This window comes from Streptomyces sp. NPDC001507, assembly GCF_042894765.1.
GTDB lineage: Bacteria > Actinomycetota > Actinomycetes > Streptomycetales > Streptomycetaceae > Streptomyces.
Genome location: NZ_JBIAVV010000009.1, coordinates 160,549 through 174,070, shown reverse-complemented (window position 1 = coordinate 174,070; position 13,522 = coordinate 160,549). Strand labels below are relative to the sequence as shown.

Genomic DNA, 13,522 nt, shown 5'->3' with positions numbered 1-13,522 from the left:
CTGAAGGGCTGTCCCTGTGAACCGAGCTCTCCCCGCGGTACGGCTGCGTGTACCCACGCACGAGGACGCGTTCGCCTGGCACCGGGTCTTCGACGACCCCGAGGTCATGGAGTTCCACGGCGGCCGGGCCGCCGAGCTGTCCGTCTACGAGGAGCTCACCGCACGCCAGCGCCGGCACGACGCGGAGCTCGGCTTCTGCCTGTGGACGATGACCGACGAGACCGGGCAGGTCATCGGGTTCACCGGCGCCCAGCCGTGGGCGCCGGACTGGGGACCCCGGGGTGAGATCGAGATCGGCTGGCGGCTCGGGCGGGCCCACTGGGGCAAGGGGTACGTGACGGCGGCGGCGCACATGACGCTGGGGCGGCTGCGGGCGGCGGGCGTGCCGACGGTGGTGGCGATGGTGCGGCCGGGCAACGAGCGGTCCGTCGCGGTGACCCGGCGCCTCGGGATGGAACTGCGGGAGACGTTCCCGCACCCGCGCCTGCCGGAGGAGGCGCTCTGCTTCCGGCTCGACCTGCGGGGCGGCAGCGCACCTAACTACACAGAGTGACGATCTGTTACAGAAAGACACTTGGCGCTTCCGGCCGCCGCGTGCCGGGGTTACCCTTCCAGTACCGCTGGGGGTGACATCTGTGCATATAACACCCAAAACACCCGAAGTGCGCGTGCCACGGCTGGTCGGACTGATGGCCGTGGACGCGCGCGAGACCGCCCGGTCGCGGGGTCTGTTCCTCAACGCGCCGGACCGGCCCGACTTCCACCTCACGGTCGTCGACTACGTCGTGCGCCAGTTCCCGCAGCCCGGTGCCGAGGTGCCGCGGGACTCGATGGTGTACGTGTGGTTCGACTTCGGTGAGGGCGAGGGCGGCGGAGGAGTGCGCGAGCCACGCATCCCACGGCCGCCCAGTGGCGGGCTGCAGCGGGAGCTGGACCAGCCCGGGGACAACACCTTCGAGGTGAGCAGCCTGTGAGTCACCGGCCGGCGAGTCCCGGGCCGGCGTGTCCCACGCTGGCGAGTCCCAGGCCGGGGCTCAGGCCTCCTTGAAGCCCCGGTGCAGGGCGACGATCCCGCCGGTGAGGTTGCGCCAGGCCACCTTCGACCAGCCCGCCTCGCGCAGCCGGCCGGCCAGCGCGGGCTGGTCGGGCCAGGCGCGGATGGACTCGGCGAGGTAGACGTAGGCGTCCGGGTTGGAGGAGACCGCGCGGGCGACCGGCGGCAGGGCGCGCATCAGGTACTCGGTGTAGACGGTCCGGAAGGGCGCCCAGGTCGGGTGCGAGAACTCGCAGATCACGACCCTGCCGCCAGGCCGCGTCACCCGGTACATCTCACGCAGGGCCGCGTCGGTGTCCTGGACGTTGCGCAGCCCGAAGGAGATCGTCACGGCGTCGAAGGTGTCGTCCCCGAACGGCAGCCGGGTGGCGTCCCCGGCGGTGAAGGGCATCCAGGCGTTGCGCCGCTTGCCCACCTGGAGCATGCCCAGGGAGAAGTCGCAGGGCACGACGTAGGCGCCGGCCCGGACGAACGGCTGGGAGGAGGTGCCCGTGCCGGCCGCCAGGTCCAGGATCTTCTGCGCGGGGCGCGCGTCGACCGCCTTGGCGACCTCCTTCCGCCACTGCCGGTCCTGGCCGAGCGACAGGACGTCGTTGGTCAGGTCGTACCGTTCCGCCACGTCGTCGAACATCGAGGCGACTTCGTGCGGCTGCTTGTTCAGGGAAGCGCGGGTCACGCCTGCCATTCTTGCAGCACGCCCTCAGGGCAGAAGCTTCGGCTTCTTCTTCGCGGCCACGTCCTCCACCCAGCCGCACGCCACGACGAACACCGCGATCAGGATCCAGCCGACGCCGAACATGAACCACTGGCTGTCCAGCGGGAGCCATTTCTCGAACGCGGGCACGTTCCACATCTGGTCGATCAGCGGGACCGCGAGGACCAGGGCGATCTCGTGCCAGAGGTAGATCGTCACCGCGCGGGCGTTGAAGATCGTGACCGTCCGGTCGAGCTTCCGGTAGCGGGTCAGCCAGGCGAAGTCGATCTTGAAGTAGGCCTTCGCCCACATCAGCAGCATCACGAACCCGGCGGACCAGAACGCCTGCGCGAGGGGGTTCTCGTCCAGGTCGTAGGTGCCGAAGTCGGCCTGGTGCGAGAAGGCGTACCAGCCGCCGTAGCCGACGGCGGCGAACGAGCCCACGATCACCAGGCCCGGCTTCATCCGCCGGAGCACGCCGTCGCGGTGCGCGAAGCCGAGGATCCAGCAGAAGAGGTAGGTCGACAGGTCCCACAGGGCGCTGCCGAAGCGGTTGTCCGGGCCGGACCAGACGAAGTTCAGCACCAGGATCGGGGCGAGGGACAGCAGGAGCACCGGGATCGGGGCCTTGCGGAAGATGCACAGCAGCGCCGGGGAGAGGAGGACGAACCAGAGGTAGGTGCGCAGGTACCAGAGGATCTCCCAGGCCTGCTCGCCCCACGCGTTGCCCGGCGGGTCGCCGAGCGGCACGATCCAGTAGACGATCTGCCAGCCCGGCATCCAGTCGTGGATCAGCATCGCCAGGACGACGAAGAAGCCCCAGAACCAGAAGGGCGGGAGAAGACGGCGGAGGCGGCTCTTGACGACCTTCGGAGCGGGGCGCTCCAGGGACTTCGCCATGAGGGTGCCGGCGAGGCCGAACATGATGCCCATGGAGGGGAACACCATGCCGCACCAAGCCCAGCCGAAGGTGTGGTAGGTGACGACGCGGATCAGGGCGACGGCGCGGAGGGTGTCGAAGTAGCGGTCCCTTGCGGGGGGCTTGGGCCGACGGTCGGCTTCCGGCTCCGGTTCCACCAGGGGCAGTGGGGCCGTCTGATCAGGCACCGGAGTGTAGGAGTAGCCGGCGTACGGCTGCTGGGCGTACTGCTGCTGGCCGTAGGAGCCGGAGTCGTAGCCGTTGTAGCCCTGCTGGTACGGGTTCTGCTGGTACGGGTTCTGCTGGTCCCAGGTCATCAGCCGCTCACTCCTGCCGGGGTGCCGACCTCGCCGGTGCGCTTGAGTTTCTGCCAGCGCAGGCGGCCGCCGGTGAGGGCGGTGATGCAGGAGTGGATGAGGACGAGGTACATCATCTGGCGGTAGGCCAACTGCTGCAGCGGCATCATCGCGAGGTACCGGTACCTCTCCTTGTCCAGGCGGAACGCGTAGGCAGCGCAGGCCAGTTGGATGCCGAGGACGGCGAGCCAGGCCAGCAGGGCCGCCTCGAAGTCGACGAAGATCATGGAGTAGACCGTGAACACGTCGATGAGCGGGGCGAAGACCGGGGTGACGATCTGGAAGAGGACGACCAGGGGCATGCCGACGCGGCCGAAGCGGCCCGAAGCGCCCTTGTCCGTCAGGGACTTGCGGTGCTTCCACAGGGCCTGCATGGTGCCGTAGGACCAGCGGTAGCGCTGGGACCACAGCTGCTTCAGCGAACCGGGCGCCTCCGTCCAGGCCTTGGCGTGCTCCTGGTAGACGACCCGCCAGCCCGCGCGGTGCATGGCGATGGTGATGTCGGTGTCCTCGGCGAGGGTGTCCTCGCTCATCCCGCCGACCCCCAGGACCGCCTCGCGGCGGAACGCGCCGATGGCACCGGGGATGGTGGGCATGCAGCGCAGCAGGTCGTACATGCGGCGGTCGAGGTTGAAGCCCATCACGTACTCGATGTGCTGCCAGGCGCCGATGACCGTGTTGCGGTTGCCGACCTTGGCGTTGCCGGCGACCGCGCCGACCTCGGGGTCGGCGAACGGCTGCACCAGGTGCCGTACCGTGTCCGGCTCGAAGACCGTGTCGCCGTCCATCATCACGACGATGTCGTAACTGGCGTTGCGGACGCCGTTGTTGAGGGCGGCGGGCTTGCCCGCGTTCTCCTGGCGGATGACCCGGACGTTGGGCATGCCGAGCTTGTCGGCGGCGGCGCGGGCGATCTCCGAGGTGCCGTCCGTGGAGCCGTCGTCGACGACGATGACCTCGATCGGGTGGGTGCTCTGCGCCAGCGACTCCAGGGTGTTGGCGATGCACTCCTTCTCGTTGTACGCCGGGACGATCACGCTCACCGGCCGGGTGACGGTCGGCCCCCAGCTGAACCGGCGTTTGTTGCGCTGTCTGTAGTGGCGGCGGGCGATGAGCAGCATCATCCCGAAGCGGCCCATCACCGCGACGCCGACGACGAACAGCAGGCTGGAGAGGACGGGGAGGGCCCACTCGGCTATCGCGACCGCCACGATGAGGGCCTTGCCCTCGTAGAGGGTCATGCCGGTGGCGGTGCGGTGGGCGGCCTGGAGGCGGGAGACGGCGGCGCCTCCAGCGCCCGCACCGGTGCCGGTGCCTGTGCCTGTGCCGGTCCCGCCGTTGGGGACGGTGCCGGTCACGCCCGCCTCGGTGAGGCCGGTGGTGGTCTGGCTCTGGCCGTTCGTGGCGGAGCTCGCGGCGGCGGCCTGCCGGCTCGCGGCGTTGCGCTTCTCGATGACTCCGCTGACGGTGGTGAAGGTGTAGCCCTTCGCCTTCATCTTCTCGATGTACTGCGGCAGCGCCTTGATGGTCTGCGAGCGTTCGCCGCCGGCGTCGTGGAACAGGACGGCGGCGCCCTTGGTGCCGCTCGGGGTGGCCCACTTGACGATCTTCGATACGCCCGGCTTCTTCCAGTCGTCGCTGTCGGTGTCGACGAAGACGCTGCTGTAGCCCTCGTCGCCGAGCTTCTTGTAGACCGGCCAGCTGTAGTTGTCGATGGCGTCCGTCTCCGAGGAGTACGGCGCGCGGAAGAGGGTCGTGGTGATGCCGGCCGCGCCCGCCAGCGCGAGCTGCGTCTGCTGCATCTCGCGGTTGATCCGGGCGTCGCTCTGGTACGAGAGGTCGACGTGCGTGAACGTGTGGATGCCGACCTCGTTGCCCTGCCGGACCATCGTCTTCACGATGCCCGGGTAGCGCGACACCATCGAGCCGACCAGGAAGAACGTGGCGGGTACGTCGTACTGCTTCAGGATCTTGAGGACCTGCGGGGTGTAGGTCGGGTTCGGGCCGTCGTCGAAGGTGAGGGCGATGGTCTTGGAGGGGACCGAGACGGTGGTCGCCTGGCCGCCCCGGAAGGTGAGGATGGGACCGCCGTCGAGGACCTTGTCCGGGACCTTGCTCGAGCTGGCTCCGGTGCGCACCCGCTGGTCGCCGCCGACCTCTGCGCGCAGATAGCCGTCGAGCAGCATCACGCAGGTCAGCGCCAGCAGGAGCAGCAGGGCGAGGATGACACGTGGTTTCTGCAGCGCCGCGGCCCGGCCCGCCGCCCGCTCGATGCGGGTGGGGGCGCGCCTGCGGCCGCGTGCGGACGTCGGAGTGGTCATGGGGAGAGGCCTGCGTTCCCGGTCAGTCCGCGGTGGCGGATGCGGAGGCGGACGGGGTGGCGGATGGGGTGGCGGCGGTCGAGGGCGGCGCCGAGGGGCGGCCGCTGGGCAGGCCGGCCTGCCGGCCGATGCCGCCCTGCGGGCGTTCGCCGATGGGGGCGTTGCCGGCGCGCGCGAAGTCGGGGATCAGCGAGTCCGGGGTGAGCGAGGTTCCCCAGCCCATGAAGGCGGCGCCGAGCACTCCGGTGTAGGCGAGGCAGACGACGCCGAGGAGGAGGCCGACGCGCCGCAGCACCTTGGAGCGGCGCCCGGAGGAGTCGACGAAGACGGGCCCCTCGGCAGCCCCGTTGCCTTGTTTGCGGCGGCGACCGCGCCCCGCGGCGCGGCTTTCGATGGCAGGCTCGGATTGCATTCCACGGATATTAGGGAGCCTTTATGTGATCGCCTTCGGAGTTCTTGTGAGGCGCCCATGAGAAACCCCTTAGCCTGTCTTTTCGCTGAGAGATTCTGTGAACACCTGCGGCGGCGGGCAGGGGCGGGAAACCGCCTGAACGCCCTTTTCGCGGCGCACCTTTCGCCCTGTTCGCGCCCTCCATTCCATGAGGTTTCTATGTATTGATCGAACCGATGAACACCATGACCGTGTGAGACGTTTTCCTTTGGAATCAGGCTTTGTTTCGAGCCTGAGACACAAATCACGAGAGCGGGTGCGTGTTAATGCGGAGTTTCCTCAGGCCGGCTGCTGGGCTTACCTGCCTGTTTGCCATGGCAGTCACGGGGTGCTCCTCGGGTTCCGGCGCCACGTCGGACGCGGCGCCCGCACCGTCGAAGAAGGCGTCGGCGTCCGCGTCGGCGTCCGCGAGCGAGGCCGACGGGTCGGGCGGGTCGGACGGGTCCGGCACGTCCTACGCGCCCTACGTCAGCGCGACGGAGGCCGCCGGCACGGACGACGCGGGGTCACCTTCGACGTACAACCTGGCCTTCGTGATCGCAGACGGCAGCAGCTGCACGCCCGCGTGGAACGGGGCGGACGCCATAGGCAGTTCGACCGTGAAGTCGCGGATCTCCAAGCTGAAGGAGGAAGGCGCGTCGGTCCGGGTGTCCTTCGGCGGGGCCTCCGGCAAGGAACTGGCGACGACCTGCTCCAGCGCGTCGCAACTCGCCGCCGCGTACGGCGCCGCGCTGGACGCCGCGGGCTCCGCGCAGGCCGACTTCGACATCGAGGGCGACACGCTGACCGACTCCGGCTCGGTCACCCTGCGGTCGCAGGCGATCGCGCTGCTCCAGACGGAACGGCCGGACCTGAAAATCTCCTTCACGCTCCCCGTGATGCCGTCCGGGCTGGACTCCGGCAGCCTCGCGCTGCTGGCGTCCGCGAACAAGTACGACGTGCAGGTCTCGACGGTCAACATCATGACCATGAACTACGGCGAGTCGTACGACGGGGACATGGGCGACTACGCGCTCACCTCGGCGAGGGCCGCGCACACGCAGCTGAAGAAGGTGTTCGGGCTGTCGGACGCGGCAGCGTGGGGCGGGATGGCGCTGACGTCGATGATCGGGGTCAACGACGTCGACGGGGAGACGTTCTCGTTGTCCGACGCGAAGGACGTACGGGCGTTCGCGGAGGAGGAGGGGGTCGCGTGGGTGTCGATGTGGTCGACGTTCCGGGACGTGCAGTGTGAGAGCGGGGCTGCTTCGCAGGATGACGCCGCGACGAACTGCAGTGGGGTGACGCAGAGTTCGGGGGCGTTCGGGGAGGCGTTTGCCGGTTGAGTGCCGTCTGCGGGACGGTCCCGGTTGAGTGCCGTCTGCGGGGCGGTGGGGCTTGACCGCGCAGCTCCCCGCGCCCCCGGAAAACCTCCTAGCGCCGTCTGTGGACAAGGCGGCCCGCGCACACCGTGGCGATACACTCCCCCGCCTCGTCGAACACCGCCAGGTCGGCCCGGGCGGTCCGCACGATCGTCGGCGTCGGGGGCGTACCCGGCAGAACCGCCACGTCGTTGCGGTCCGCCGCCGCGCGCAGTCCGGGTGAGTCGACGTACCGCTCGAGGACCGCGGCCGCCCCCGTCTTCAGCACGGCGTGCACGCGCTCCCGTGGGCTCGGGGCGTCCGGGAGCGGAGCCTCGTGGATGCGGGCGGGGCCCAGGGCGCCGCCCGGCCAGGTGCGGACCCGCGCCCCCGGGAAGCGGTCACGCAGGTCCTCGTACGCCCCGACCGCGGCGATCCGGTCCGCCACGACGGCCACCGCGCCGTTCTCGACCGGTTCGGCGTCCCAGGTGACGAAGACCCGGTCCGCCGTGTGAATCGTCTCCACCGGTACGTCAGTTGGAGGCGAGGAGCTTCAGCTCGGGATGGGCGGTGCCGCCCTCGATCGCCGTCGAGGAGATGTGGGACATCACCCGCTCGTCGACCGGGTCGTTCGCCGGGTCGTCGTGGACCACGAGGTGCTCGTAGGTCGTGGCGCGCTGCGCCGGGACGCGGCCCGCCTTGCGGATCAGGTCGATGATCTCCAGGCGGTTGGAACGGTGCTTGGCGCCGGCGGAGGAGACGACGTTCTCCTCCAGCATGATCGAGCCGAGGTCGTCCGCGCCGTAGTGGAGCGAGAGCTGGCCGACCTCCTTGCCGGTCGTCAGCCAGGAGCCCTGGATGTGGGCGACGTTGTCCATGAAGAGGCGGGCGATCGCGATCATCCGCAGGTACTCGAAGAGCGTGGCCTGCGTGCGGCCCTTCAGGTGGTTGTTCTCGGGCTGGTAGGTGTACGGGATGAAGGCGCGGAAGCCGCCCGTGCGGTCCTGGACGTCCCGGATCATCCGCAGGTGCTCGATGCGCTCGGCGTTGGTCTCACCGGTGCCCATCAGCATGGTCGACGTGGACTCGACGCCCAGCCGGTGCGCCGTCTCCATGATCTCCAGCCAGCGCTCGCCGCTCTCCTTGAGGGGCGCGATGGCCTTGCGGGGGCGCTCGGGCAGGAGCTCCGCGCCGGCGCCCGCGAAGGAGTCCAGGCCGGCCTCGTGGATGCGGGTGATGGCCTCCTCGACGGAGACGCCGGAGATCCGGGCCATGTGCTCGACCTCGGAGGCGCCGAGGGAGTGGATCACCAGCTGCGGGAACGCGTCCTTGATCGCCTTGAAGTGCTTCTCGTAGTACTCGACGCCGTAGTCCGGGTGGTGACCGCCCTGGAACATGATCTGGGTGCCGCCCAGTTCGACCGTCTCCGCGCAGCGGCGCAGGATGTCGTCGAGGTCGCGGGTCCAGCCCTTGGCGGTGTCCTTGGGGGCCGCGTAGAAGGCGCAGAACTTGCACGCCGTGACGCACACGTTCGTGTAGTTGATGTTCCGCTCGATGATGTACGTCGCGATGTGCTCGGTGCCCGCGTACCGGCGGCGGCGTACCGCGTCGGCGGCTGCGCCCAGCGCGTGCAGCGGGGCGTCGCGGTAGAGGTCGAGCGCCTCTTCCGGCGTGATCCGCCCACCGGCAGCGGCACGGTCGAGGACGGACTGAAGGTCGGCCTTCTCGGTCACCGGGCGCGTCCCTTTCGTAATGGCTTGCGGACGGACCGAACCAGCCTACGCCAGCCCCGCGCCCGCCCCTCGAACGGCCTGGCCTCAGGCCGTGTACGCCCCCACCAGCAGCCCCGCGAACGCCCCCGCGATCAGGAACGGCCCGAACGCGATCGCCGTCTTGCGTCCCCCCCGCCGTACGACGACGAGCGCGCCGCCGTAGAGGGCGCCCAGCAGGAAACCGGCGAAGGTGCCGAGCAGCACGGTGGGCCAGCCGTACCAGCCGAGGACGGCGCCCGCGCCGAGGGCGAGCTTGACGTCGCCGAAGCCCATGCCGCCCGGGTTGACGAGGAAGAGGACGAAGTAGGCGCCGGCGAGGGCGAGGGCCGCGTAGAGGGAGGTGAGCCAGTCGCCGGCGTGCTCGGGAAGCAGGGCGGCCGCCCCGAGGAGGGCGAGGGTGGCGGCCGCGAGGGGGAGTGTGAGGGGGTCGGGGAGGCGCTGCACCCGGAAGTCCACCGACGCGAGCAGGACGCCGACGGGGGCCAGGAGCAGCCAGACGGCGAGTTCGGGACGGGTGCCGGTGGCTAGCGCCAGGGCGGCGCAGACGAGGGCGGTGGCGAGGGCGAGGGCGAGGGAGGCGGGTGCGGGTGCGGGTGCGGGTGCGTGGGTGGTTGCGGTTTTGGGGTTCCCACCCGCACCACCCGTGACAGTTTCGTGGTCGGGTGCGGGTGGCCCCTGTGGGGCGTTCCCGCCGTCGGCGGCAGCCGGTTCGTGGGCAGCGGGTTCGGCGGCGCAGGGTTCAGCGGCCGAGGGTTCAGCGGCGGAGGGTTCGGCGGAGAGGGATTCGGCGGTGGTGGGTTCGGCGGCCGTCGTCGCGCAGGTGCCGCAGGGCACGCGGCCCAGCCAGCCCTTTACGGGGTGGCCGGCGAGGCACTGGACGCGCCACTCCTCCCCCGCCGGTACCGAGAAGCGGTACGCGGCGCGGGGCAGCAGGGACCCGGCCGTCGCGCCCCAGAGGGCGGCGGCGGCCGGGAGGGCGACGTCGAGGGCGGTGGTCATCCGGTGGCGGCGGCGCCGTCGCGCCAGGTGGGGAGGAGTTCGTCGAGGAGGGCCTCGGTGCGCGGGGGCAGGCCGCGCGCACCGCTGCGGGCGATCAGGTCGGCGGCGAGGGCGCGCAGCCGGTCCGGGTCGCCGGTGGCGTGCGTGGCGCGCAGCAGCTCGTTCCAGAGGCGCTCGTCCTCCGGCGCGGTCCGCAGGGCCGCGCCGAGTGCCTCGATCGCCTTCTCCGCGCGGTCCTTCTCCAGGTGGAACGCGGACAGCGCGAGGCCGATGTCGGCGACGAGCAGCGGGAGCTGGGCGTCGATGATCTCGTGGGTGAGCCAGCGGTAGCGGCCCTCCGCGCGGTCGGCGAGCAGCGGGCCGCGCACCAGGACGAGCGCGTCGGTGAGGAGGCGGCCGCGGACCGCGCGGCTCTCGACGCCCTTGCCCTGGGTGGCCTCGTAGTAGAGGGAGCGCAGCACGTCGAGGTCGGAGACGACGGACTTGGCGAGCGTGAGGCGGCCTGCCGCGTCCGCGCGCAGCCGGGGGCTGCCGTCGGGGTCGGTGCCGAGCCAGCCGCGCAGCCGCTCCAGGAGGGCGTCGCGGACGTCCTCCGTGACGCCCCGCGGCCACAGCGCGGACGACAGCACCCGCGGGTGCACGCCCTCGCGGTGCAGGAGGAGGAGGGCGAGGGCCTCGTGGAGGAGGGGGCTGCGGTCCCCGTCGGGGGTGTCCAGGCCTATGATCTCGTACGGACCGACGAGCCGCGCGTACACCGCGGGGCGGCCCTGTTCGCTGATGTCGACGAGGAACGGCGGGGTGGTGGTGGGCCCGTCCGGGTCGCGCTCGGGATCGGACTCCACGAAGAGTTCGACGACCGCGCGCTGCTGGACCGCGGGCAGCAGCTGGGCCTGGAGTTCGAGGCCGAGGAGCGGGGCGAGGAGCCTGCCGTCCGGGGTGATCTCCATCGCCCAGGCGGCGCCGGGCAGGTCGTCGCGCTCGCTGCCGACCAGGTAGCCGATGCCGAGCCGGGCGGCGTCGGCGGCGAGTTCGGCGAGGCGCACGGCGTCCTCGGCGGAGGGCTGGGTGGCGAGCAGGACGAGGTTCGGCGCCCAGCGGGTGTGCTGGGCGGGCCCGGTGCGGCCGGTGAGGACCGAGTGGTGGTCGGCGGCGCCGAGCGCGCCCCGCCGCTGCCGGGTCTCCGCCTCCATCGTCTCGAACAGCGCCTCCACGTCGTCGAGATGGCGCAGCCGGTTGGGGGCGAGCGGGGTGAGGTCCGCACCGAAGCCGACGAGGGTGATGGTCATCCGGTCCGACCAGCCGTTGGTGGCGAGTTCGGCGGCGACGGAGGCGAACACGGCGGCCCGGTCGGCCTCGCGGCCGCTCAGCGAGACGATGCCGGGCACGGCCTCCAGGTTGAGCAGCAGCCGCGAGTCGTCCATGGTGCCGAGGCTGACCAGACCGGGGTAGGGGGCGGCCGCGTCGGTGTCCTCGTAGTGCTCGGCGTCCGCGCGCGACAGGGTCCAGAACGTCTGGTCCTGGCCGAGCTGCCAGGGCGCCGGCGGCTTGCCGGCCGGCTGGGCGAGCTGCAGGTGCAGGTCGCCGTGGCTGAGCCAGGCCGCGTAGACGACGGGCAGGGAACGGGATTCGGCGGTGAGGGCGGCGGCGAGTCCGCGCAGCGACCGGTCGAGCTGTCGTACGCCCTCCGGGTCGGCGCCGACCAGCAGCGCGTCCTGCACGTCCTGGGCGTCGCCGGCCGGGATCGGCGGTTCCATGCCGCGGCGGCCGCCGACGGCACCGAGCGCCGACTGCCACAGGGCCTGCCGGCGCCGGCGGCCGAGGGCGGCGAGCAGTCCGGCGGCGAGGAGGGGGGCGCCGAGCAGTGCCTCGGACAGGCCGAAGGACGAGGAGGAGGAGTGCGCGGAGGTCTCGTGGGCGGCGGGGGCGCCGGTGTCGCCGCTCTGGCGCTGGCTCGGCACGGTGATCTGGGCGGTGGCCCCGTCGCCGCCCGCGTGCTGCCCGCCGCCCTGCTCCTGGTGCTGCTGATGCTGCTGGTGCTGGGCGTGGTCGCCGGTCTGCGCGTAGTCGCCGATCTGCTGCCGGACCTCCGGTGAGACGTGCGCGTCGGGGTTCTCGACGAGTTCGCCGCCGTGCGCGTCGCCGGGCATCTCCATGATCCAGCCGGGGCGGATGAGGCTGGCCTCGGAGAGCCGGGAGCCGTCGGGCTGGATGCGGTCCTTGTTGAGCTCGTAGATCTCCTTGTACCGGCGGCCGTCGCCGAGGTGGCGTTGCGCGATCTCCCACAGGGAGTCGTGGTGGCGGCCCTCGGGGGGCTGGATCCGGTAGTACTTCGTCGCCCCGTGCGCGGCGGTGGAGCCGCCCTGTTCGGCCTGGGCCGCGGCGTGGCCGGCCTGCTCGGCGAGGGCGGCGGCGGTGCTCTTCGCCTGCTCCTGCTGCTGGGCGAGGATGCCGGGGGTCGCCTGGGCGGTGGCCACCGTGCCCTTCTGGTTGCCCTCCAGGCTGTGGCCGAGCTGGGAGAGGCCCGGGGTGAAGCTGGCGGCGGTGGCGCCGACCAGCAGCAGCGCGGCGACGAGCTGACGGGCGAGCAGCTGGCTGGGACCGGCGCCGGGGACCCGGCCGGGCAGGCCGACACCGGAGACGGCGGCCTTGACCTCCACCAGCACGCAAGCCGTGAACTGGGCCCAGGCCAGCCAGACGACGACCGTCAGCGCGTTCAGGAACGTCTGCACGTCGATCGGCTGCGACAGCCAGTCCATGCTGGGGGCGCTGCGCGGCAGGGGCCAGCCGACGGTCACGGCGAGGGCGCCGGGGACGCCGACGACGAGGACCAGCAGCACCACGAAGGCGAGGAACGCCTTGACGACGTCCCCGAACGTACGCCGGCGCAGCCGCACCGGCTGCGGGGTCCGGTTCCGCGGACCCGACGGAGCGGTGCCCGTCGGCCTTCCCGTCGAGCTTGATGTGCTGCGTCGCGCCATGACGAGTGCCCCGTGGTTGTGTGGAAGGAGTGGACCGGGGGCGCATCGGGCCTGCCGAGGTCCCCTTGACGATCCTATTGACTGGCACCGACAGCGTCGAAGGGGTAGCACGACCGACCGTCGCCCGACTTCTCCGCATTCGCCAACCCTTTTCCCATTGGCGGGAGTTGCCGCCTCCCGCCCCGCACACGCCCCCTCCACACATCCCGCACAGTCCGTCAGCCGCCGACGCGCAGCGAGGACAGCAGGAAGCGGGTGAGGGCGGAGGTCGGGAAGCTGACCGCCGCCACGCCCTCGTCCGCACGGAGTTCGACGACCGTGCGGGAGTCGCCGTACGGACGCACGTGCACGTTGCCGAGCACGGCCGGACCCGCCAGGCCCTGCTCCAGCAGGGCCCGCGCGAAGGTCCAGGTGACCTCCTCGCCGTCCAGGGAGATCCACGGCGGGAAGACGAAGTGCACGGCCTGCGGGTCGGCCGAGGTGTAGCGGAGCGTCGCGGGGACCGCCACCTCCTGCTCGTCGGCGGTGAGCAGGCGGGCGCCGGTGGGCTGCTCGAGCGTGATGGGCACGGATCGTCTCCGGGGGTGCGTGATGGGCCGTCGTACAAGTGAGAGCCCCAGGCGCCGGGTTGATTACGC

The 13,522-nt window shown here is 71.4% G+C and carries 12 protein-coding genes; 3 read left to right on the top strand and 9 right to left on the bottom strand.

Annotation, left to right across the window (positions count from 1 at the left end):
- The first annotated feature begins 16 nt into the window (after positions 1-16).
- Together ACFY0K_RS28280 and ACFY0K_RS28275 are read left to right on the top strand one after the other, a co-directional pair.
- The gene (locus ACFY0K_RS28280; protein ID WP_390642206.1) at positions 17-553 is read left to right on the top strand and encodes a GNAT family N-acetyltransferase; all 537 of its coding nucleotides are present in this window, start codon (positions 17-19) and stop codon (positions 551-553) included.
- A gap of 109 nt (positions 554-662) precedes the next feature.
- Positions 663-974 (top strand): PASTA domain-containing protein, encoded by a 312-nt coding sequence (locus ACFY0K_RS28275; protein WP_351957506.1) that lies wholly within the window; start codon positions 663-665, stop codon positions 972-974.
- A 60-nt stretch (positions 975-1,034) separates the two neighbouring features.
- On the opposite strand, the gene ACFY0K_RS28270 is transcribed toward ACFY0K_RS28275, so the two are convergent.
- Genes ACFY0K_RS28270 through ACFY0K_RS28255 form a run of 4 tightly spaced genes read right to left on the bottom strand, consistent with a single transcriptional unit; the run spans position 1,035 to position 5,756 of the window.
- Positions 1,035-1,730 (bottom strand): demethylmenaquinone methyltransferase, encoded by a 696-nt coding sequence (locus tag ACFY0K_RS28270; RefSeq protein WP_351487518.1) that lies wholly within the window; start codon positions 1,728-1,730, stop codon positions 1,035-1,037.
- 24 nt (positions 1,731-1,754) lie between these two features.
- A complete protein-coding gene (locus tag ACFY0K_RS28265; protein WP_390642205.1) occupies positions 1,755-2,984 on the bottom strand; it encodes an acyltransferase in 1,230 nt (409 codons plus the stop codon).
- The gene (locus ACFY0K_RS28260; protein WP_390642204.1) at positions 2,984-5,344 is read right to left on the bottom strand and encodes a bifunctional polysaccharide deacetylase/glycosyltransferase family 2 protein; all 2,361 of its coding nucleotides are present in this window, start codon (positions 5,342-5,344) and stop codon (positions 2,984-2,986) included. The genes ACFY0K_RS28265 and ACFY0K_RS28260 overlap by 1 nt, the downstream gene beginning before the upstream one ends.
- Before the next feature lie 22 nt (positions 5,345-5,366).
- On the bottom strand, positions 5,367-5,756 hold the full coding sequence (locus ACFY0K_RS28255) for a hypothetical protein (RefSeq protein WP_390642203.1): 390 nt from the start codon (positions 5,754-5,756) through the stop codon (positions 5,367-5,369).
- Between the two features lie 305 nt (positions 5,757-6,061).
- Between ACFY0K_RS28255 and ACFY0K_RS28250 the strand changes: the two genes are divergently transcribed.
- Complete coding sequence (locus ACFY0K_RS28250; protein ID WP_390642202.1) at positions 6,062-7,120, top strand: chitinase; 1,059 nt, start codon at positions 6,062-6,064, stop codon at positions 7,118-7,120.
- Positions 7,121-7,208: 88 nt separating this feature from the next.
- Here the strand turns inward: ACFY0K_RS28250 and ACFY0K_RS28245 are convergent, their stop codons facing one another.
- From ACFY0K_RS28245 to ACFY0K_RS28225, 5 genes are all read right to left on the bottom strand, one after another.
- Positions 7,209-7,661 carry a hypothetical protein gene (locus ACFY0K_RS28245; RefSeq protein ID WP_390642201.1) on the bottom strand — a complete coding sequence of 151 codons (453 nt, stop codon included), beginning with the start codon at positions 7,659-7,661 and terminating at the stop codon, positions 7,209-7,211.
- A gap of 7 nt (positions 7,662-7,668) precedes the next feature.
- Positions 7,669-8,868: a cyclic dehypoxanthinyl futalosine synthase gene (gene mqnC / locus ACFY0K_RS28240; RefSeq protein ID WP_351487501.1), complete on the bottom strand. Its 1,200-nt coding sequence runs from the start codon at positions 8,866-8,868 to the stop codon at positions 7,669-7,671.
- A gap of 84 nt (positions 8,869-8,952) precedes the next feature.
- A complete protein-coding gene (locus tag ACFY0K_RS28235; RefSeq protein ID WP_390642200.1) occupies positions 8,953-9,906 on the bottom strand; it encodes a prepilin peptidase in 954 nt (317 codons plus the stop codon).
- Positions 9,903-12,884: a BTAD domain-containing putative transcriptional regulator gene (locus ACFY0K_RS28230; protein WP_388716346.1), complete on the bottom strand. Its 2,982-nt coding sequence runs from the start codon at positions 12,882-12,884 to the stop codon at positions 9,903-9,905. The genes ACFY0K_RS28235 and ACFY0K_RS28230 overlap by 4 nt, the downstream gene beginning before the upstream one ends.
- 218 nt (positions 12,885-13,102) lie before the next feature.
- Complete coding sequence (locus tag ACFY0K_RS28225; RefSeq protein ID WP_390642199.1) at positions 13,103-13,453, bottom strand: SsgA family sporulation/cell division regulator; 351 nt, start codon at positions 13,451-13,453, stop codon at positions 13,103-13,105.
- Between the last annotated feature and the right edge of the window lie 69 nt (positions 13,454-13,522).

Coding starts and splice junctions, on each gene's coding strand:
- ACFY0K_RS28265 (WP_390642205.1), bottom strand. CDS start 2,984: ATGACCTGGGACCAGCAGAACCCGTACCAGCAGAACCCGTACCAGCAG.
- ACFY0K_RS28260 (WP_390642204.1), bottom strand. CDS start 5,344: ATGACCACTCCGACGTCCGCACGCGGCCGCAGGCGCGCCCCCACCCGC.
- ACFY0K_RS28255 (WP_390642203.1), bottom strand. CDS start 5,756: ATGCAATCCGAGCCTGCCATCGAAAGCCGCGCCGCGGGGCGCGGTCGC.
- ACFY0K_RS28250 (WP_390642202.1), top strand. CDS start 6,062: ATGCGGAGTTTCCTCAGGCCGGCTGCTGGGCTTACCTGCCTGTTTGCC.
- ACFY0K_RS28235 (WP_390642200.1), bottom strand. CDS start 9,906: ATGACCACCGCCCTCGACGTCGCCCTCCCGGCCGCCGCCGCCCTCTGG.
- ACFY0K_RS28230 (WP_388716346.1), bottom strand. CDS start 12,884: ATGGCGCGACGCAGCACATCAAGCTCGACGGGAAGGCCGACGGGCACC.